Consider the following 19,694-nt stretch of genomic DNA (forward strand, 5'->3'; position numbering starts at 1 on the left):
GAGCAAACCAAATCCTCAGGTTGCGCCGTGTAAAAAATAGCACTAAAAATTGTGGCGCAACGACCGGTTCCCTGGTGTTGGCGCAGTATTCGCGCACCCCGGTTTATCCGGGGTCATTTTTTATGTGCCGCCGCAACCCACGCCTTCAGCACCGCCACATCGTTCTGCCACTCCGATTTCATCTCTTCAACCCATTCACCAACGTTATCTGACCACGCGGGCAGGTCCGGCGTCTGAATCTGCTGTCCAAGCTGCTGAATGTGGCGCAGGCCGATAGAGCCCGCGGCGCCCTTTATCTTATGCCCTTCATCGACAATCCCTTTCTGGTCGCGGGCGGTCAGGTTGGACTCCAGCACCGCCAGATAGCCCGGCATCATCTTCTCGAAAACCGCCAGACCGTCGCTGATAAGCTTCGGCCCTACCAGCTCGATGTACTGCTCCAGCATCGGAATATCCAGCACCGAGGCCGATTTAGCCGCATCCACGGCCGGCGCCTCGTCCTGGTCATCTTCCGGCGAATCCCAGAACTTTTTGATAATGGCGGTGAGTGCCGGGACCGACAGCGGCTTACTCAGCACATCATCCATACCGGCATTCAGGTACTCTTTTTTGTCCTTCAGAACGTTGGCCGTGAGCGCCACCAGCGGCGGCAGCTCGTCGGCGGCAAAGCGTTGCTTGAGGTGGCGTGAGATATCGAGACCGGTCATATCCGGGAGCTGAATATCCAGCAGCACCAGGTCATATTCACCGGGTTCGAACATCTCCAGCGCGGCTTTACCGGTCATCGCCACATCAACGCTATTGCCCAGTTTTTCCAGCACCGAGCGGGCGACAATCACGTTAAGCTCAATATCCTCGACCAGCAGCACGTTCAGCGCCGGGAGCGGCATTTCATCCTCTGCCAGCGTGTCTTCAACCTCCTCTGCTACCGCCGGCGCATGCACGGTTAAGGTAAAGGTTGCGCCCTGGCCCGGCTGGCTGGCGACGTTGATATCGCCGCCCATATTGCGTGCCAGCCGGCGCGACACCGCCAGGCCAATTCCGGTGCCGGTGGCAGGTTTCCCGCCGTGGCTATCCTTAACCTGATAGTACATGGCGAAAATTTTATCCTGCTCCGCCTGCGGAATACCGATACCGGAATCCTCGACCTCAAAGTGCAGAATATTGCCCTCATCGTAGCGAATACGGACGGTCACGTTGCCGCCCTGAGGGGTAAATTTGACCGCGTTGCTAATGAGGTTCCACAGGATCTGCCGCAGACGCGTACCGTCGGTGACGACCTTATGCGGCAGCGGCAGCGTCGGGTCCATCACGAAGCGCAGCCCTTTCTGCTGCGCCTGCAGGCCGGAGAGGTTTTCGAGGTCGGCAAGGAAGCTGGTGAAGTCCACCGGCTGATTATCGAGCTGGACCTTACGTCGCTCCATCTTATCCATATCGATAATATCGTTAAAGATATTGCCCAGCGTTACCGCCGAGACGTGGATCGTTTTCAGGTATTTTTCCTGCTCGCCGGTGAGTTCGGTATCCAGCAGGATGCGGCTGAGCCCCACGATGCCGTTAAGCGGCGTACGCAGCTCGTGGCTGATAGTCGAGATAAAGGTCGTCTTATCGCGGCTGGCACGCTCCAGAGCGTCCTGATAGCGCTTACGTTCGGTAATATCGCGGCCGAAGCCCATCAGGCCACGGCGTTTGCCGACGCGATCGTAGTAAGGAACCTTGCGGATTTCAAAGCAGGCTTTGCGCCCGTCCGGGTAATCCAGCCACTGTTCGTAGGTCAGAGAGACGTTATGTCGGAAGACTTTCTCATCCGTTTCCAGCACCTTCTCCGCCGCCTCTTCGTTATAGACATCCTGCGGCTTGAGGTGGATAAGCTGCTTCTCGCTTTTACCCGTCAGCAGCTCCATCGCCCGGTTACAGCCGGAAAACTCTTTATCTTCATTGCGATAGAAAACAAGATCCGGCGAGGCGTCAAGGAATGAGCGCAGGAAGGAGGACTGCTGTTCGAGCTGAATCTGCGCCTCTTCACGCTCTTTCATCTCAATCTTCAGCTGTTCCAGCGTGGTTTCGCGCTCGGCTTCCGCCTTCTCGCGCTCGCCAATCTCCTGATTGAGCTGGGCGATGTTGTCTTTGAGCTGCACGTTGAGCTTCAGATCCCGCTCGCGCATCTCCTCCAGCTTCTCCACCAGCCTCGAGAGGCGCTGTCGCGACTCCTCAAGCTGCTCAACCACCACCGACAGAAAGTAGACCGCCCACGGGGTAATCAGCAGGCCAAAGAAGATAGAGCGGATCACATCGATGCTTTCAACCTGGCCGTGCAGCACCATCGTAACGGCCATCTGCACTACTATCGCCAGCACCACCAGGGCCAGGGCTAACAGCATGGAAAAACGCACCAGACCCAGCTTCATCATCAGGTCAACATAGTACTGCGCCAGCATACGGATTTGCTTCATAAGGGATTCCTTCGCCACAACTGTGCACAATAATACCCAATTCTGAGCGAGGCGCCGTAAGTTGTGCGAAAAATGCCGATCCTCTTCATACTTCAGGCCGCCGCAGCGCGGGCCGCTGCTGAACTATCCGCGACGCCGCGCTATTCACGGACTATGCGGCGGTCGGGCTCCACGCGCGTCCCAGGGCCGAACCCTGCACGCCGTGCTGGTTCAGATAGCGGTCCAGTTCAACCATCCCGGTCCAGCGATTTTCGCACCACAGCGGCGCCAGCAGGGTGGGACGGCGGGCGCTGGCCGAGATGCGGTGATAAATCACCTCCGGCGGCGTATGTCGAATCATCTCTCCGGCGGTGACGGTATAGTCATCGAGCTCAATGCCGTTAAGGCGCCCGGCCTGCCAGGCTTTGGCCATCGTGCTGCCGGTGACGATATGCAGCGGATGCAGCTTGATGCCGTCCACGCCGGTCCCGACCACCTGCTCCAGCGTTTGCAGGCAGTGGTCCGGCCCTTCGCCCGGCAGCCCGACAATCAAATGCGCGCACACCTTCAGCCCGCGCGCTCTCGCCAGCCGGGTGGTGCGCTGATAGCAGGCAAAATCATGGCCGCGGTTAATGCGATGCAGCGTTTTATCGTGCGCCGTTTGCAGCCCCAGCTCCAGCCAGACTTCGTAGCCCTGCTCCCGGTACTCCGTCAGCAGGTCCAGCACCGTTTCGGGGACACAGTCTGGTCGGGTGCCAACGCAGAGCCCGACAATATTGGCCTGGCTCACCGCCTGCTGGTACATCGCGCGCAGCACCTGCACTTCGGCAAAGGTGCTGGTGTAGGCCTGAAAATAGGCCAGATAGCGCTTCGCGCGGTTCACCCGCTGCGCCTGAAGCGCCAGCTGCTCGGCAATCGAGCGGTGCTGCTGCTCTTCGTCAGCAAAAGAGGCTACGTTGCAGAACGTGCAGCCGCCCCGGCCAAGGGTGCCATCACGATTCGGGCAGCTAAATCCGCCATGCAGCGTCAGTTTATGAACCTTTTCGCCATAGCGACGCATAAGATCCCCACCAAACATATTGACTAATTTTTGTAACTGCATAATCTGATAGACCGGCCTGAAGAAAGGGGCCAAGCCTGCCATTTTTAGTCACCTACGGCGATGACCTGGATCAATCGTCAGAGTGGCCGCTCAGCTCATTGCATAACCACTCAATATAACTGCAATTTCATTCACGATTTCTATGATGACTTTTCCTTATACTTAACCTCTGGTTTGCCATTATCTTCGCCAGGGTTAAAAACAGTGTTATTTATGGCTTCAGAGACAATAAGCAGCTAAATATTCTGCAATAAAAAGACACTTCAGCACAGATCGATAATGTTACGCTATCGATATAGTGAGACAGATCACACTAGATTACGCTTTCCGGTACGTTTCAATAGCGTTAAAAACCCGTTAATATCTTTAATAATCATAACATTAAACACCTCATAGCACATTTTTGTATAAATAAGATTGCCATTTGACGTAAGTGTGGATTCCCGATAAGTTGGGAATCCGCTGGAAGCTTTCTGGATGAGCTCTCTGCTCATCATATTTATGCAGTAATTGAGATTCCCTCTTACAGCAAGTCCTCAAACTTGCGTACCGATGCGAAAAGGATTTAAAGAGGGCGAATGCGAGGTGCAAACCCCGTCGCCATGCTCTTTCTGTGCCCGTGCGCAATCGGTATCGGAGGGTGTCCCGTAGAGCCTGGGGAGGTTCACTGATATGTTGTACGATAAATCCCTTGAGAGGGATAACTGTGGTTTCGGCCTGATCGCCCACATAGAAGGCGAACCTAGCCACAAGGTAGTGCGTACCGCTATACACGCACTGGCCCGAATGCAGCACCGCGGCGCGATCCTCGCCGACGGTAAAACCGGCGACGGTTGTGGCTTGCTGCTGCAAAAACCCGATCGTTTCTTCCGTATCGTTGCGGAAGAACGCGGCTGGCGTTTAGCCAAAAATTACGCCGTTGGGATGCTGTTCCTTAATAAAGATCCTGAACTGGCTGCTGCCTCACGCCGCATCGTTGAAGAAGAACTGCAACGTGAAACCCTGTCTATCGTCGGCTGGCGCGAAGTGCCAACTAACGAAGGGGTTCTCGGTGAAATCGCCCTCTCCTCGCTGCCCCGTATTGAACAAATTTTTGTTAACGCACCGGCAGGCTGGCGCCCGCGTGATATGGAACGTCGCCTGTTCATCGCGCGTCGTCGCCTTGAAAAACGCCTGCAGGATGATAAAGATTTTTACGTTTGCAGCCTGTCGAACCTGGTGAATATCTATAAAGGTCTGTGTATGCCGGCGGATTTGCCGCGCTTCTACCTGGACCTTGCGGACCTGCGTCTGGAGTCGGCAATCTGCCTGTTCCACCAGCGCTTCTCCACCAATACCGTGCCGCGCTGGCCGCTGGCACAGCCGTTCCGCTACCTGGCGCACAACGGCGAAATCAACACCATCACCGGCAACCGCCAGTGGGCGCGCGCGCGTACCTATAAGTTCCAGACCCCGCTGATCCCCGATCTGCACGATGCCGCACCGTTCGTCAACGAAACGGGCTCAGACTCCAGCTCTATGGATAACATGCTGGAACTGCTGCTGGCAGGCGGGATGGATATCGTTCGCGCCATGCGCCTGCTCGTTCCGCCGGCCTGGCAGAACAACCCGGATATGGATCCGGAGCTGCGCGCGTTCTTCGACTTTAACTCCATGCATATGGAGCCGTGGGACGGCCCGGCGGGCATCGTCATGTCCGATGGGCGCTACGCTGCCTGTAACCTCGACCGTAACGGTCTGCGTCCGGCACGCTACGTCATCACCAAAGACAAGCTGATCACCTGCGCCTCCGAAGTGGGCATCTGGGATTATCAGCCTGATGAAGTGGTTGAAAAAGGCCGCGTCGGTCCAGGCGAACTGATGGTTATCGATACCCGCGGTGGCCGCATTCTGCACTCAGCAGAGACCGACGACGACCTGAAAAGCCGCCACCCTTACAAAGAGTGGATGGAGAAAAACGTTCGTCGCCTGGTGCCGTTCGAAGACCTGCCTGACGAAGACGTTGGCAGCCGCCAGCTGGATGACGATACGCTCGCCAGCTACCAGAAACAGTTTAACTACAGCGCTGAAGAGCTGGATTCCGTGCTGCGCGTGCTGGGCGAGAACGGCCAGGAAGCCGTCGGCTCCATGGGCGACGACACGCCGTTTGCCGTGCTCTCCAGCCAGCCGCGTATTATTTACGATTACTTCCGCCAGCAGTTCGCGCAGGTGACCAACCCGCCGATCGACCCGCTGCGTGAAGCGCACGTGATGTCTCTGGCCACCAGCATTGGCCGCGAAATGAACGTCTTCTGCGAAGCGGAAGGCCAGGCGCACCGCCTGAGCTTCAAATCGCCAATCCTGCTGTACTCTGATTTCAAACAGCTGACCACCATGGAAGAGGAGCACTATCGCGCCGATACCCTGGACATCACCTTCAACGCCGCGGAAACAACCCTGGCCGAGACCGTGAAGGCGCTGTGCGACAAAGCGGAGCAGATGGTACGCAACGGTACCGTGCTGCTGGTGCTGTCGGATCGCAACATTGCGAAAGATCGCCTGCCGGTACCGGCGCCAATGGCGGTCGGTGCTATCCAGACTCGTCTGGTCGATAAGAGCCTGCGCTGCGATGCCAACATCATTGTTGAAACCGCCAGCGCCCGCGACCCGCACCACTTCGCGGTCCTGCTGGGCTTCGGCGCAACGGCTATCTACCCGTATCTGGCCTATGAAACCCTGGCAAGACTGGTCGATAGCAAAGCCATCGACAGAGACTACCGCACGGTGATGCTGAACTACCGTAACGGCATCAACAAAGGTCTCTACAAGATCATGTCGAAGATGGGTATTTCGACCATCGCGTCCTATCGCTGCTCGAAGCTGTTTGAAGCCGTTGGCCTGCATCGCGAAGTCTCCGACCTCTGCTTCCTCGGCGTAGTCAGCCGCATCGGCGGCGCAGGCTTCGACGACTTCCAGCAGGACCTGCTGAACCTGTCGAAACGCGCGTGGCTGGTCCGCAAGCCGCTGGACCAGGGCGGTCTGCTGAAATACGTTCACGGTGGTGAATATCACGCCTATAACCCGGACGTCGTACGCACCCTGCAGCAGGCGGTTCAGAGCGGTGAATACCGCGATTACCAGCAGTATTCTCAGCTGGTCAACGAGCGCCCGGCCGCTACGCTGCGCGATCTGCTGGCGCTGAATCCTGGCGACGAAGCGATCGATATCGCCCACGTTGAGTCGGCAAAAGAGCTGTACAAACGCTTCGATACCGCGGCCATGTCTATCGGCGCATTAAGCCCGGAAGCGCATGAATCGCTGGCGGAAGCGATGAACAGCATCGGCGGCTTCTCCAACTCCGGCGAAGGCGGCGAAGACCCGGCGCGCTACGGCACCAACAAAGTGTCGCGCATCAAGCAGGTTGCCTCCGGCCGCTTCGGCGTCACCCCGGCTTACCTGGTTAACGCCGACGTTATTCAGATTAAAGTCGCTCAGGGCGCCAAACCGGGCGAAGGTGGCCAGCTGCCGGGTGATAAAGTCACCCCGTACATTGCCAAACTGCGCTACTCGGTACCGGGCGTGACGCTGATTTCGCCGCCGCCGCATCACGATATTTACTCGATCGAAGATCTGGCGCAGCTGATTTTTGACCTGAAACAGGTCAATCCGAAAGCGATGATTTCAGTGAAGCTGGTCTCCGAGCCGGGCGTTGGCACTATCGCCACCGGCGTGGCGAAAGCCTATGCCGACCTTATCACTATCGCCGGCTATGACGGCGGCACCGGCGCCAGCCCGCTCTCCTCGGTGAAATATGCGGGATGTCCGTGGGAGCTCGGCCTGGTTGAAACCCAGCAGGCGCTGGTGGCCAACGGCCTGCGGCATAAGATTCGCCTGCAGGTGGACGGCGGCCTGAAAACCGGCCTCGATATCATCAAAGCGGCGATCCTCGGCGCGGAAAGCTTCGGCTTCGGCACCGGTCCGATGGTGGCGCTGGGCTGTAAGTACCTGCGTATTTGCCACCTGAACAACTGCGCAACCGGCGTAGCAACCCAGGATGACAAACTGCGTAAGAACCACTACCACGGCCTGCCGTTCAAAGTGACCAACTACTTTGAATTCATCGCCCGCGAAACCCGCGAGCTGATGGCCCAGCTGGGCGTGAAGCGTCTGGTAGATCTGATCGGTCGCACCGATCTGCTGAAGGTGCTGGACGGCTTTACCGCAAAGCAGCAGAAGCTGGATCTGTCAAAACTGCTGGAGACCGCCGAGCCGCACGCGGGCAAAGCGCTGTACTGCACCGAGAACAACCCGCCGTTTGATAACGGCGTGCTGAACGCGCAGCTGCTGCAGCAGGCAAAACCGTTCGTTGACGGCAAGCAGAGCAAAACGTTCTGGTTTGATATCCGCAACACCGACCGCTCCGTTGGCGCCTCGCTGTCCGGCTATATTGCCCAGACTCACGGCGACCAGGGGCTGGCTGCCGACCCGATTACCGCCCACTTCAGCGGTACCGCGGGCCAGAGCTTCGGCGTATGGAACGCCGGCGGCGTGGAGCTGCACCTGACCGGTGATGCGAACGACTACGTCGGTAAAGGTATGGCCGGCGGCCTGCTCGCGATTCGTCCTCCGGTAGGCTCCGCCTTCCGCAGCCATGAAGCGAGCATCATCGGCAATACCTGCCTGTACGGCGCGACCGGCGGTCGTCTGTACGCGGCGGGTCGCGCAGGTGAACGTTTTGCGGTGCGTAACTCCGGCGCCATCACCGTCGTTGAAGGCATCGGCGATAACGGCTGCGAATATATGACCGGCGGCATCGTCTGCGTGATCGGTAAAACCGGCGTCAACTTTGGCGCAGGGATGACCGGCGGCTTCGCCTACGTGCTGGATGAAGCCGGCGACTTCCGCAAACGCGTGAACCCGGAGCTGGTGGAAGTGCTGGACGTTGACTCTCTGGCTATCCACGAGGAGCATCTGCGCGGTTTGATTACCGAACACGTGCAGCTGACCGGCTCGTCGCGCGGGGAAGAGATCCTGGCCAACTGGCCGGCCTTCTCGGCGAAATTCGCGCTGGTTAAACCAAAGTCCAGCGATGTTAAAGCACTGTTGGGTCACCGTAGTCGTAGCGCAGCAGAGCTGCGTGTGCAGGCGCAGTAAGGAATTCAGATGAGCCAGAACGTATACCAGTTTATCGACTTACAGCGCGTTGATCCGCCAAAGAAGCCGCTGAAGATCCGCAAAATTGAATTTGTTGAGATTTACGAGCCGTTTTCAGAGGGCCAGGCTAAGGCGCAGGCAGACCGCTGCCTCTCCTGCGGCAACCCGTACTGTGAATGGAAGTGCCCGGTTCACAACTACATCCCTAACTGGCTGAAGCTGGCCAATGAAGGGCGTATTTTTGAAGCGGCTGAGCTGTCGCATCAGACCAACACCCTGCCGGAAGTGTGCGGCCGTGTGTGCCCGCAGGACCGTCTGTGTGAAGGTTCCTGTACGCTGAACGATGAGTTTGGCGCCGTGACCATCGGCAATATCGAGCGCTATATCAACGATAAAGCATTCGAGATGGGCTGGCGTCCCGACCTTTCCGGCGTCAAGCCGGTCGGCAAAACGGTCGCCATCATTGGCGCGGGCCCGGCGGGCCTCGCCTGTGCTGACGTCCTGACCCGTAATGGCGTGAAGGCGGTGGTATTCGACCGCCATCCGGAAATCGGCGGCCTGCTGACCTTCGGCATTCCGGCATTTAAGCTGGAAAAAGAGGTCATGACCCGCCGCCGGGAAATTTTCACCGGCATGGGAATTGAGTTCAAACTCAACGTTGAAGTGGGCCGCGACGTTCAGCTCGACGATCTGCTGAAAGAGTACGATGCCGTGTTCCTCGGCGTCGGTACCTATCAGTCGATGCGCGGCGGGCTGGAAAACGAAGATGCGAACGGCGTGTATGATGCGCTGCCGTTCCTGATTGCCAACACCAAGCAGACGATGGGCTTTGGCGAAACGCCGGACGAGCCGTACGTCAGCATGGAAGGCAAGCGCGTCGTGGTTCTCGGCGGTGGCGACACCGCGATGGACTGCGTGCGTACTTCTATCCGCCAGGGCGCTACTCACGTTATCTGCGCCTACCGCCGTGACGAAGAGAACATGCCGGGCTCGAAACGCGAAGTCAAAAACGCGCGTGAAGAGGGCGTGGAGTTCCAGTTCAACGTTCAGCCGCTGGGCGTTGAGGTGAATGCCAACGGTAAAGTGTGCGGCGTGAAGATGGCGCGCACCGAGATGGGCCAGCCGGATGCGAAGGGCCGCCGTCGGGCCGAAATCGTTGCCGGTTCCGAGCACGTCATTCCGGTCGATGCGGTAGTTATGGCGTTTGGCTTCCGTCCGCACAGCATGGAATGGCTGGCGAAACACAGCGTTGAGCTCGACTCACAGGGTCGTATTATTGCCCCTGAAGGTAACGAAAACGCGTTCCAGACCAGCAACCCGAAGATCTTCGCCGGCGGCGATATCGTGCGCGGTTCTGACCTGGTGGTGACGGCGATTGCCGAAGGTCGCAAAGCGGCTGACGGGATCCTCAACTACCTGGAAGTGTAACGCCAGGGCCCGGATAGCTGCTTAGCCGGGTCGCCAAAAAAAGCCCGATGGTTTGTTGCCATCGGGCTTTTTCTATTTCGCCAGCAGGCTGGCGCTAACTTTGATCACCACCTTTTTAATCTCAGCGGCCTGCGTCACCGTGCAGCCCGGTTTATGCGGTTCATCGGGCATGAATACCGCAAACATACCGGCCTGCAGGGTCAATACCTGTTCGCCGTCAATGCTTCGGCACAGCTGATAATCATCCTCGTCGTGCGCGTCTTCGCACTCGCGTGCGGCTCCCGCTACGCCGTAAAATATCCGCTCTTCCCCCGCCAGCAGGATCTGGATATCAATAAACCGCGTATGCAGCTCCGCCTTTTTCTCTGCCGGCGCCCCGGTACTGAACTGCATCACGTTCATAAATATGCTGTCACCCTGCAGCTCGTAGCGCCCCGGCGCGATGCTTTGCAGGTCGTGAGCTTGTGCCAGAAAAATTGCCTGCGCCAGCACCGGCGGAAGGCCGGCGGCGAATGGCTGGTGAACATTGCCCAAAATCATTCGTTCTCTCCCTGTCCCCATAATGCCGCGCCCAGCAGGCCCGCATCGTGTCGGTAGTAAGCTTCCCGCAGCGGGACATGATAGACCGCGGGTTCCTGTAACAGATATTCGTTAACCAGAGGCAGATAGCCGCCAGCAAGACCCACGCTGCCGCCAACCACCACGAGCTGACAGTCGGTAACGGCTTTCAGGTCGGCAATCAGCCGCGCCAGCGCTTGCGCCGAGCGCCGCATAAGCCGCTCCGCCTGCGGGTTCCCCTGTGCCGCACGGCTAAAGATAGCTTTCGCGTCCAGCCCGCTCAGCTCGCCCTCTGCGGCTGCCGCAATACCGCGCCCTGACGCGACGGCTTCCACGCAGCCGGTACGCCCGCAGCCGCAGCGCGGGCCGTGGGGATCCGCCAGCGTATGGCCACAATGCCCGGCCAGACCGCCGCTTCCGGTATGCAGCCTGCCGCGGCTAACCACTCCGCCGCCGACCCCCGTCGACACGGTTAAAAAGAGCATCTCACCGACTTTCTCCGGCAGTGCCTGATACTCCGCCCATGCCGCCGCCTGCGCATCGTTGAGCGCGATACCGGGTAGCCCGGTGAGCGTGGACAGACAGTCGACCAGAGGAAAATACGCCAGGCCGCCAAGATTGGCCGGGTTGATGGCGGTTAAGGTGCCGTGCCGGATGATCCCGGTTGAGGCCACGGCAAAACGCTCTGCGCGCGCGGCCAGCGGGGCAACGAGCTCTTCTAACGCAGCGGCTAGCGCCGCCGCCGTTCGGCTGGCCGGAGTGGGCATTTCACGCCGCTCCAGCAGCGTAAGCTCATCGCCCACCAGCCCCGCAGCCAGCTTCGTCCCGCCGATATCTATCGCCAGCGTGCTCATGGTGCCGCCTTTTTCAGCGCCGCGTTATACCATTCACAGATATGCTCCAGACGGGTAATCGCCGAGCCAACGGTAACCGCCCACGCGCCGTTGCGCATCGCCTCCCCCGCCTGCTCCGGCGTGTTGTAGCGCCCTTCCGCAATCACCCGACAGCCCGCCGCGTGCAGGGTGCGGACCAGCGCGAGGTCCGGCTCCTGCGGCGTTTCCCCGCCGGTGTAGCCCGACAGCGTGGTACCAATAATCTCCGCCCCCAGCCGCTGGCAGGAGAGACCATCTTCAGGAGATGAGCAGTCGGTCATCGCCAGCGTATTGTGCTGATGGATCCTCGCCAGCAGCGCCGCTACCGGCACCGGCCGCGGGCGGTCGGTGCCGTCGATGGCGATGATATCCGCCCCAGCCAGCGCCAGGGCATCCACATCCTCGAGAAACGGCGTGATACGCACCGCTGAATCCGTCAGGTCGCGTTTGAGGATGCCGATAATCGGTATCGTCACCGCGTCCCGGGTCGCGCGGAGGTTCTCCACGCCTTCAATACGTAACGCCACCGCTCCGGCACGTTCTGCGGCGAGCGCCATGGCGGCAACGATGGGCGGCGTATCCAGCGGGCTGCCGGGGACCGGCTGACAGGAAACAATTAATCCACCGTTGGCGCTGATGCGGGTATCGAGTAGTTCAAGCAAAGACATGATGACTCCCTGGCAAAGACAATCGCCCGGCATGCCGCCGGGCACAGGTTAGCGGATTTTCATTAGGCCACGTTTGCGCGTACCCGACGGCGCGGCGCCGCTGAACGGCAGACCATCAATCGCGTCGTGGGTCCGCAAGGCTTCGGGACGGATCCAGCGCTGAACGCGGGAGGGCATATCCAGGCCAATCAGCAGGATCACGACGAAGGTCAGGCCGAAGGAAAGCGATCCCAGGGTCGTGCCGAGATCCATTCGCTGCGCAATCAGGGCGCCAAGCACCGGGGCAATCGCTCCGCCCAGCGCGCCCACGTTGTAGGTAAAACCCAGGCCGGCCGCACGCTTGTCGGTATCGAAGTAGCCGCCAATCAGCTTCGGCAGGATCCCGGAGATCCCCTGCCCCAGCATCTGCTGGAAAAACAGTAGCAGGCCAAGGACCCAGACGTTTGTGCCGCCGATAGCAAAGACGGGAATAATGAGGAGCTGTGACGCAAGCAGGCTGTAAACATAGGCTTTTCGCGTGCCCAGCCAGTCGCCGAGAAAGCCGCCGACGCAGCAGCCAACCGCGGCGCCAAAGCCGCTAAAAAACAGCACCTGCGCGACGGTAGTATGATCGTAAGCCAGATCCGTCTTGAGATAGGTTGGCAGAAGCGCCTGAATGGGCCATGAATACAGGAAGGCAAACAGCACAACGACCATCAGCGTCACGCCGGTCGGCCAGCGGTTGCCGCTACTTTGCACCATAAAGCTGATAAATATAGCCGCGCACAGCAGCCCCAGGAGCACCACGATTCCGGCATTTTGCAGCTCACCCGCGAAGCAGAACCACAGCGCCGTTGCCGCAGCGAGGGTCAGGAAAATATTTATCACCCGCTGTTTTCCGCAGTACAGAATATCGACCATCGTGAGCACCGGCGTTTTTCCGCCATGCTTCTGCTGCCAGTCTTCCGCTTCCGGGATGTTTTTTCGCAGCCACAGCGCAAAAACAATCGGTACGATACCGATGAAAAATAGCGCTCGCCATCCCCAAACGGGAACCACCAGGCTATAGACCTGTGCAGCAACGACCGCCCCTACGGAGAAGCCGGAGATCAAGAATCCGCTGGCCTTATTGCGCAGCTTTTGGGGCCAGCTTTCAATAACATAGGTAGCGCTGGAACCATACTCCCCTGCCATCCCCATGCCGATCACCAGCCGGGCGATAAACAGGGTGGTGTAGCCCGACGCAAAGCCGCAGGCCAGGGTGCCCACCGAAAAAAGAATAATGCTGCTGACCATCGCCAGCCGCCGTCCATAGCGATCGCCCATCGCCCCGAGCATCAGCCCGCCAAACCAGCGCGAGATGAAGGCCGCAGAGATAAGACTCGCCGCCTCAACGGTGGTCAGGCCGAAGTCTCCCTGGATTTCCGTCAACACCAGGGCGATTAATACAAAATCAAAACCATCAAGCAAATACCCCAGCCAGGCGGCGGAGAAAGCCCGCCACTGCGCCCGGTTGAGATGGCGATACCACGGGATGTTCTGGGTCGTTGTGCTCATTTTACTCTCCCGCGATGGGTCAGACCCACGCTTGGTTTCTCATGCCAGATGCCGCTATCACCCATCTGGCATATCAATGTTGTCGCCCGGACGGAAGCGCTGCTGCCGCTCTCCGGGCGTTGCTCCACTCTCATAGCGCGGAGGCTATCCTCAACCCAGATGCTGCTTCTCTTGCTGCAGCTGCTGCGCCAGCGCCTTCAGCTCCGGCAGGAATTTCTCATCCACCGGCGCGAATGGCCTACGGCACAGCGGTTCAGCAACGACGTCCATATAGTGAAGGACGGTTTTAAGCCCGCGGAATACGCCGGTTTTGATCAGCAGGTCGATGACCTTATTACATTCAGCCTGCAGCCTTTGCGCCTGCGCAATATCGCCGGTCTGAAGCGCTTTAACGATCCCCTTATAGCGCCAGCCCATAATGTTGTAGGTGCTGCCGATCCCGCCGTCTGCGCCAGCCACCAGCCCGGAGGCAAAGATTTCGTCAAAGCCGTTGTACAGTACCAAATCCGGATGCGACCGGCGGATCTGCTCCATCTGGTAAAGATCGCCGGAAGTCTGCTTCAGCGCGCCCACGCCCGGGAGCGTCACCAGGGTGCCTATCTGATCGAGCGTCAGCTTCACGCCGCTGAGCACCGGGATGTTATAGACCACCATCGGCAGGCCGTTAGCGGAATCAATAATCGCCTGATAGTGAGCGCAGTGTTCTTCAAAGCTGAACGGATAGTAGAACGGCGTCACCGCAGACACCGCGTCGTAGCCGTACCCTTCGGCTGCCTGCGCAAGCTGCTGGCTTTCCATTGTGCTGACGCAGCCGACGTGGGCAATCAGCGTCATCTTCCCCTGCGCTTCTTCAGCCACGATTTCCAGCACCTGCTGGCGCTCAGCGCTGGTCTGCACGAACGCCTCGCCGGTAGAACCGCCGACGTACAGCCCGTCGATCCCCTGATTGAGATTAAAACGCACCAGCCGCCGCAGGCTGTCTTGATCCAGCTTTTGCTGCCCGTCAAACGGCGTCAGCAGCGCCGCCATTACCCCACGTAAATTCACCGCCATAGAGACCTCGTCGTGTTATTTGTTGTGATTAACTGTGTACCTTTATACCTGTTATACCAGAACGAATAAGCAGCAGCCTCATACCAAACGCTTATTATGCGATCTGCTTCACTAAACGATCCTGAAGATCCTTAGACGGATTTACGCGGCTGTTTTTTCTTGCCGAAGGCGTGCCAGGTGGCGGAGACGCTGTTGAGGTGGGTTTGTAGAGCGCGATCGGCTTCATCCGGATCGCGGCGGCGAATGGCGGCAACGATATCGATATGCTGTTGATAGCTTAAATTATTATGCTCATAAAGTTCCCTTTCAGGGACCTTAGGACGCGCGGCGATGAGCCAGTCGAGGAGCGCAACGTGAATGGCCATAAAAATTGGATTGCCGGGAATTTCCGCCAGCACGCGGTGGAACTCAACGTCTGAACGGATAAACAGCGTATTGTCATCCAGCGACTGGCTGTTGATCTCAAGAGCCTGTACCAGCTTTTCAAGCTGTTCATCGCTGGCATGCTCAGCCGCGTAGCGAACCAGGCTGGATTCAAAAAACAGACGTAGCTGCTCGAAATGCGCGATTCCGCCGGGATGGGAGAGGAAATCTTTCGCCATACCGGAGAGCTCCCCGATGATGGTGTCGGCAGAAGGTCGCGAAACGCGGGCCCGCTCGCCGTTGCTAATCTGCACCAGACCTTTACGCTTTAGCGCCGCCAGCGCTTCACGTACCGACGGGCGGCCAACGTTGAAAAATGTCATCAGCTCCCGCTCTGAGGGAAGCTGCTCACCTTCGGCAAACTCGCGCCGGCGAATCATTTGCTCCAGCTCTTCTTCGACCATTTCGGACAGTTTTTTACGCGTCAGCGGCCGGCTACGCAGCGAGCGTCCGACGTTATCAGCAGTACTTTCAGCGGGCGTATCCGATGCTTTCATAGTGTCCATAGGTAGCGAAGAGTGACAAATGTGACAGCAGATTCATCATATCATAGGAACATCTGGCGGGTGAAGCTAACGGCAGCCAGGGCAGAACGACGGCTAACGATGCGTGAGACCGCTGGATTCAGGCACAGGATGAGATAAAAAAAGCAGGGCCTGATGGCCCTGCCTGGAGGATTACTTCACGACGCGTAGCGCCGGTCGCCCACCGCGAGGCGGCGGCGTGTCATCAGGGTCATCCTCGTGATTATCCGGCTTATCACCGTCAATCACTGACATCACCGTTTCGTTATCGTTGCTTAACGATGCTTCGTCATCATTCAGACTGATGGCGTCCTCATCGTAAGCCGCTTCCGGCTCGAACATGGTCCCTGCGCCGTTTTCACGCGCGTAGATAGCCAGTACGGCAGCCAGCGGTACGGAGACATTGCGCGGAACGCCGCCAAAGCGGGCGTTGAAGCGCACTTCATCGTTAGCCAGCTCCAGATTCCCGACGGCACGCGGAGCAATGTTGAGAACGATCTGTCCGTCGCGCGCATACTCCATCGGAACCATAACGTCCGGCAAAGTGACATCGACGACCAGATGCGGAGTCAGCTGGTTATCCAGCAGCCACTCATAGAACGCCCGTAGCAGATACGGGCGACGCGGCGTTAGCTGCGATACATCCATCGGTTAGCCTCGACCGAGTCGCATTTCACGCTCGGGTTCAGTTAAGGAAGCCAGGAAGGAGTCACGTTCAAATACGCGAGTCATATAGCCCTTGAGCTCCTTCGCACCCGCACCAATCACTTCGACGCCGAGTACCGGTAAACGCCACAGCAGCGGTGCAAGGTAGCAGTCTACCAGGCTGAACTCATCGCTCAGGAAATAAGGCTTCTGGGTGAAGACTGGCGCAATCGCCTGCAGCTCTTCACGCAGCTGCTTACGCGCGTTATCAGCCTGTGCGGCGGTGCCGGTCTGAATGGTATTCATCAGCGAATACCAGTCTTTTTCGATACGTTGCATGTACAGACGGCTTTCACCACGCGCCACCGGATAAACCGGCATTAACGGCGGATGTGGGAAACGCTCATCCAGATATTCCATAATGATGCGGGATTCCCACAGAGTGAGCTCACGATCCACCAGCGTCGGTACGCTTTGATTTGGGTTGAGGTCAATCAGATCCTGAGGTGGGTTATCCTTCTCCACGTGTTCTATCTCAAAACTAACACCTTTTTCTGCCAGCACGATGCGGACTTGGTGGCTATAGATGTCAGTAGGACCAGAAAACAGCGTCATTACCGAACGTTTGTTGGCAGCGACAGCCATGAAAACCTCCAGGTATATTCAGAATTTTGTACTGCTACCAGCCACGCATGGCTAGCCAGATGTAAAAACCCCATTCGCGGGAAGACATTCTCGTTTATGAAAGAAACAAAAAACGAACAATCACCAGCATTTGGGCAGAAAATTGGATGATAGTTTACCAGATCTTGACGACGTTGTGGTGAGGGGATTCTGGAAATGCTGAAAAAGTGGTAAGAATGGGTGACTTCGCCATGCAAAACGACCGTTTTATCCATAAAAAAACCCGCCGAAGCGGGTTTTTTCGCAAATTGTTCTGCGTGAGCAGAAAACAATTAACGTTTGGAGAACTGAGGACGACGACGTGCTTTACGCAGACCGACTTTCTTACGTTCAACCTGACGAGCATCACGAGTAACGAAACCAGCTTTACGCAGTTCGCCACGCAGGGACTCATCATACTCCATCAGAGCGCGGGTGATACCGTGACGGATCGCACCAGCCTGACCAGAGATACCACCACCTTTAACGGTGATGTACAGATCCAGTTTCTCAACCATGTCGACCAGTTCCAGCGGCTGACGAACTACCATGCGGGCAGTTTCACGACCGAAGTACTGTTCCAGAGAACGTTGGTTGATAACGATTTTGCCGCTGCCCGGTTTGATGAAAACGCGAGCTGCAGAACTTTTGCGGCGACCAGTGCCGTAGTATTGATTTTCAGCCATTGCCTATAATCCCGATTAGATGTCAAGAACTTGCGGTTGCTGTGCCGCGTGGTTGTGCTCGTTACCCGCGTAAACTTTCAGTTTACGGTACATAGCACGACCCAGCGGGCCTTTTGGCAGCATGCCTTTAACCGCGATTTCAATCACACGCTCAGGACGGCGAGCAATCATCTCTTCAAAGGTCGCTTCTTTGATACCACCGATGTGGCCGGTGTGATGGTAATACATTTTGTCTTCGCGCTTGTTGCCGGTTACAGCAACTTTTTCTGCGTTCAGAACGATGATGTAATCACCAGTATCAACGTGCGGAGTGTATTCCGCTTTATGCTTGCCGCGCAGGCGCAGAGCCAGTTCGGAAGCCAGACGGCCCAGAGTTTTACCGGTCGCGTCAACAACATACCAGTCGCGTTTTACGGTTTCTGGTTTAGCTGTAAAAGTTTTCATTAAAAGCTTACCCAAATAATAAGTTACACGTTGGTGAACACCCAAACGTTTAGTCAGTTGAGGTTCACACGACATTGTCCAGCAAACCTACCCCTTCGAATAGCCTATGCCGGCACATAGAAAGTTTTGGGAAAAAAACCTTCTCGTAACGTGGGGTCGCAAGATTATAGAGAAGTCACGCGTAAAGATCGACCCCTTTATGTGATTTGGATTGGGTTTTTTCGCGACCGGAGCGGGCCCTCGCGCATCTGCGTCAGCCCTCTCCCGCCGGGAGAGGGAGAAAGGCGCGTTACGGCATATGAGGACGCTTTAAATACTCCTCGCTCTGCATCTCCTGCAGGCGTGACAGGCAGCGCTGGAACTCGAACTTCAGGCGTTCGCCCTGGTAAATTTCGTGCAGCGGCACCGCCGCGCTGACCGCCAGCTTAACGTGGCGCTCGTAGAATTCATCAACCAGCGCAATGAAGCGCCGCGCCTCGCTCTCCAGCTGCGTCGTCATAACCGGAACATCAAATAGCATGACGGTATGGAACAGGCGAGATAGCGCAATATAGTCATGCTGGCTCCTCGCATCGACGCACAGCGTAGCGAACGACGCCGCCAGGGTCTGGTTCTCCACGCCGAGCGTGGGCAGAGGACGGTGGTTAATCTCCAGCGTCGGCGTCTGCTCGCGCCTCGCGCCGGCCAGCGCCAGCCACAGCTTATCCATCTGCTGCCGGGTCTGCTCGTTGAGCGGCGATAGCCAGAGGTGGGCCTGAGTGAGCGTGCGTAAACGGTAATCAATGCCCGCATCGACGTTCATGATATCGCAATGCTGCTTGATCGCCTCGATAGCCGGCAGGAAGCGGGCGCGCTGCAGGCCGTTACGGTACAGATCGTCCGGGGGAATATTAGAGGTCGCCACCAGCGTGATGCCGCGCGCAAACAGCGCCTTCATTAACCCACCCAGCAGCATGGCATCGGTAATGTCTGAAACAAAAAACTCATCAAAGCACAGCACATCGGTTTCCGCCTTGAAGCGGTCGGCAAGGATCTCCAGCGGGTCGCTGTGCCCCTGCAGGGCAATCAGCTCTTCATGAACGCGCAGCATAAAGCGGTGAAAGTGCAGGCGCTGCTTACGCTCGCCGGGCAGGCTCTGATAAAAGAGGTCCATCAGCCAGGTTTTACCGCGCCCCACGCCACCCCACATGTACAGGCCGCGGGCAGAGCCCGTTTCAGGCGCTGGCTCACGCTTGCCCAGCAGTTTGCCAAATTTCGCCCGCAGGCCGCCGCTTTGCGGAGTTGGCGCGGGTTTTTCCTGCAGTTCATGATAGATAGTATCGAGGCGGCTTACCGCTTCTTGCTGGACGTCGTCGGGCTGATGAGAGCCCTCTTTGAGAGCTAAAAGGTAACGCGATGTTGGGGACAGGCTTTGCATGATCTAATTGTTATTCCTTGAAAATCGTAACGTCAAAGCTCACGATTGTCGAAAAAAAGGCCGTTCTACACTACGCGATGATACGCCAGGATTCCACTTCTGTGGAATTA

15 protein-coding genes are annotated in these 19,694 nt (G+C 57.7%); 2 read left to right on the forward strand and 13 right to left on the reverse strand.

Annotated elements, in window-relative coordinates; genetic code table 11:
* Positions 1-113: 113 nt before the first annotated feature.
* Together arcB and mnmL are read right to left on the reverse strand one after the other, a co-directional pair.
* Positions 114-2,453 (reverse strand): aerobic respiration two-component sensor histidine kinase ArcB, encoded by a 2,340-nt coding sequence (arcB, locus tag M2416_RS19390; RefSeq protein ID WP_041147426.1) that lies wholly within the window; start codon positions 2,451-2,453, stop codon positions 114-116.
* 151 nt (positions 2,454-2,604) lie between these two features.
* Positions 2,605-3,534: a tRNA modification radical SAM protein MnmL/YtqA gene (gene mnmL / locus M2416_RS19395; protein ID WP_259226357.1), complete on the reverse strand. Its 930-nt coding sequence runs from the start codon at positions 3,532-3,534 to the stop codon at positions 2,605-2,607.
* 672 nt (positions 3,535-4,206) lie between these two features.
* Between mnmL and gltB the strand changes: the two genes are divergently transcribed.
* Positions 4,207-8,667 carry a glutamate synthase large subunit gene (gltB, locus tag M2416_RS19400; protein ID WP_071844990.1) on the forward strand — a complete coding sequence of 1,487 codons (4,461 nt, stop codon included), beginning with the start codon at positions 4,207-4,209 and terminating at the stop codon, positions 8,665-8,667.
* A gap of 9 nt (positions 8,668-8,676) precedes the next feature.
* The gene (locus tag M2416_RS19405; RefSeq protein ID WP_041147429.1) at positions 8,677-10,095 is read left to right on the forward strand and encodes a glutamate synthase small subunit; all 1,419 of its coding nucleotides are present in this window, start codon (positions 8,677-8,679) and stop codon (positions 10,093-10,095) included.
* A 72-nt stretch (positions 10,096-10,167) separates the two neighbouring features.
* Here the strand turns inward: M2416_RS19405 and nanQ are convergent, their stop codons facing one another.
* From nanQ to zapE, 11 genes are all read right to left on the reverse strand, one after another.
* Positions 10,168-10,635, reverse strand: coding sequence for an N-acetylneuraminate anomerase (gene nanQ, locus M2416_RS19410; protein WP_259226341.1), 468 nt, complete (start codon positions 10,633-10,635; stop codon positions 10,168-10,170).
* The gene (gene nanK / locus M2416_RS19415; RefSeq protein ID WP_076946546.1) at positions 10,632-11,507 is read right to left on the reverse strand and encodes an N-acetylmannosamine kinase; all 876 of its coding nucleotides are present in this window, start codon (positions 11,505-11,507) and stop codon (positions 10,632-10,634) included. Before nanK ends, nanQ begins: the two co-directional genes overlap by 4 nt.
* A complete protein-coding gene (locus M2416_RS19420) occupies positions 11,504-12,193 on the reverse strand; it encodes an N-acetylmannosamine-6-phosphate 2-epimerase (protein WP_259226342.1) in 690 nt (229 codons plus the stop codon). Before M2416_RS19420 ends, nanK begins: the two co-directional genes overlap by 4 nt.
* Positions 12,194-12,241: 48 nt before the next feature.
* The gene (locus M2416_RS19425) at positions 12,242-13,729 is read right to left on the reverse strand and encodes an MFS transporter (RefSeq protein ID WP_259226343.1); all 1,488 of its coding nucleotides are present in this window, start codon (positions 13,727-13,729) and stop codon (positions 12,242-12,244) included.
* Positions 13,730-13,879: 150 nt separating this feature from the next.
* A complete protein-coding gene (gene nanA, locus M2416_RS19430; protein WP_041147434.1) occupies positions 13,880-14,782 on the reverse strand; it encodes an N-acetylneuraminate lyase in 903 nt (300 codons plus the stop codon).
* Between the two features lie 131 nt (positions 14,783-14,913).
* Positions 14,914-15,711, reverse strand: a complete 798-nt coding sequence (gene nanR / locus M2416_RS19435; protein ID WP_041147435.1) for a transcriptional regulator NanR — start codon at positions 15,709-15,711, stop codon at positions 14,914-14,916.
* A 171-nt stretch (positions 15,712-15,882) separates the two neighbouring features.
* A complete protein-coding gene (gene sspB / locus M2416_RS19440; RefSeq protein ID WP_041147436.1) occupies positions 15,883-16,377 on the reverse strand; it encodes a ClpXP protease specificity-enhancing factor in 495 nt (164 codons plus the stop codon).
* Positions 16,378-16,380: 3 nt separating this feature from the next.
* Positions 16,381-17,019 (reverse strand): stringent starvation protein SspA, encoded by a 639-nt coding sequence (gene sspA / locus M2416_RS19445; protein ID WP_041147437.1) that lies wholly within the window; start codon positions 17,017-17,019, stop codon positions 16,381-16,383.
* 311 nt (positions 17,020-17,330) lie between these two features.
* On the reverse strand, positions 17,331-17,723 hold the full coding sequence (gene rpsI / locus M2416_RS19450) for a 30S ribosomal protein S9 (protein ID WP_003025138.1): 393 nt from the start codon (positions 17,721-17,723) through the stop codon (positions 17,331-17,333).
* Between the two features lie 15 nt (positions 17,724-17,738).
* The gene (rplM, locus tag M2416_RS19455) at positions 17,739-18,167 is read right to left on the reverse strand and encodes a 50S ribosomal protein L13 (RefSeq protein ID WP_004106200.1); all 429 of its coding nucleotides are present in this window, start codon (positions 18,165-18,167) and stop codon (positions 17,739-17,741) included.
* Positions 18,168-18,456: 289 nt separating this feature from the next.
* Positions 18,457-19,584, reverse strand: a complete 1,128-nt coding sequence (gene zapE / locus M2416_RS19460; RefSeq protein ID WP_178995350.1) for a cell division protein ZapE — start codon at positions 19,582-19,584, stop codon at positions 18,457-18,459.
* Between the last annotated feature and the right edge of the window lie 110 nt (positions 19,585-19,694).

This window comes from Klebsiella sp. BIGb0132 (genome assembly GCF_024810075.1).
GTDB classification, from domain to species: Bacteria; Pseudomonadota; Gammaproteobacteria; order Enterobacterales; family Enterobacteriaceae; genus Klebsiella; species Klebsiella terrigena.

What these genes read in the sequence shown, in the direction of transcription:
- arcB (WP_041147426.1), bottom strand. Translation starts at nt 2,453, where the DNA reads ATGAAGCAAATCCGTATGCTGGCGCAGTACTATGTTGACCTGATGATG.
- mnmL (WP_259226357.1), bottom strand. Translation starts at nt 3,534, where the DNA reads ATGCAGTTACAAAAATTAGTCAATATGTTTGGTGGGGATCTTATGCGT.
- gltB (WP_071844990.1), top strand. Translation starts at nt 4,207, where the DNA reads ATGTTGTACGATAAATCCCTTGAGAGGGATAACTGTGGTTTCGGCCTG.
- M2416_RS19405 (WP_041147429.1), top strand. Translation starts at nt 8,677, where the DNA reads ATGAGCCAGAACGTATACCAGTTTATCGACTTACAGCGCGTTGATCCG.
- nanQ (WP_259226341.1), bottom strand. Translation starts at nt 10,635, where the DNA reads ATGATTTTGGGCAATGTTCACCAGCCATTCGCCGCCGGCCTTCCGCCG.
- nanK (WP_076946546.1), bottom strand. Translation starts at nt 11,507, where the DNA reads ATGAGCACGCTGGCGATAGATATCGGCGGGACGAAGCTGGCTGCGGGG.
- M2416_RS19420 (WP_259226342.1), bottom strand. Translation starts at nt 12,193, where the DNA reads ATGTCTTTGCTTGAACTACTCGATACCCGCATCAGCGCCAACGGTGGA.
- M2416_RS19425 (WP_259226343.1), bottom strand. Translation starts at nt 13,729, where the DNA reads ATGAGCACAACGACCCAGAACATCCCGTGGTATCGCCATCTCAACCGG.
- nanA (WP_041147434.1), bottom strand. Translation starts at nt 14,782, where the DNA reads ATGGCGGTGAATTTACGTGGGGTAATGGCGGCGCTGCTGACGCCGTTT.
- nanR (WP_041147435.1), bottom strand. Translation starts at nt 15,711, where the DNA reads ATGGACACTATGAAAGCATCGGATACGCCCGCTGAAAGTACTGCTGAT.
- sspB (WP_041147436.1), bottom strand. Translation starts at nt 16,377, where the DNA reads ATGGATGTATCGCAGCTAACGCCGCGTCGCCCGTATCTGCTACGGGCG.
- sspA (WP_041147437.1), bottom strand. Translation starts at nt 17,019, where the DNA reads ATGGCTGTCGCTGCCAACAAACGTTCGGTAATGACGCTGTTTTCTGGT.
- rpsI (WP_003025138.1), bottom strand. Translation starts at nt 17,723, where the DNA reads ATGGCTGAAAATCAATACTACGGCACTGGTCGCCGCAAAAGTTCTGCA.
- rplM (WP_004106200.1), bottom strand. Translation starts at nt 18,167, where the DNA reads ATGAAAACTTTTACAGCTAAACCAGAAACCGTAAAACGCGACTGGTAT.
- zapE (WP_178995350.1), bottom strand. Translation starts at nt 19,584, where the DNA reads ATGCAAAGCCTGTCCCCAACATCGCGTTACCTTTTAGCTCTCAAAGAG.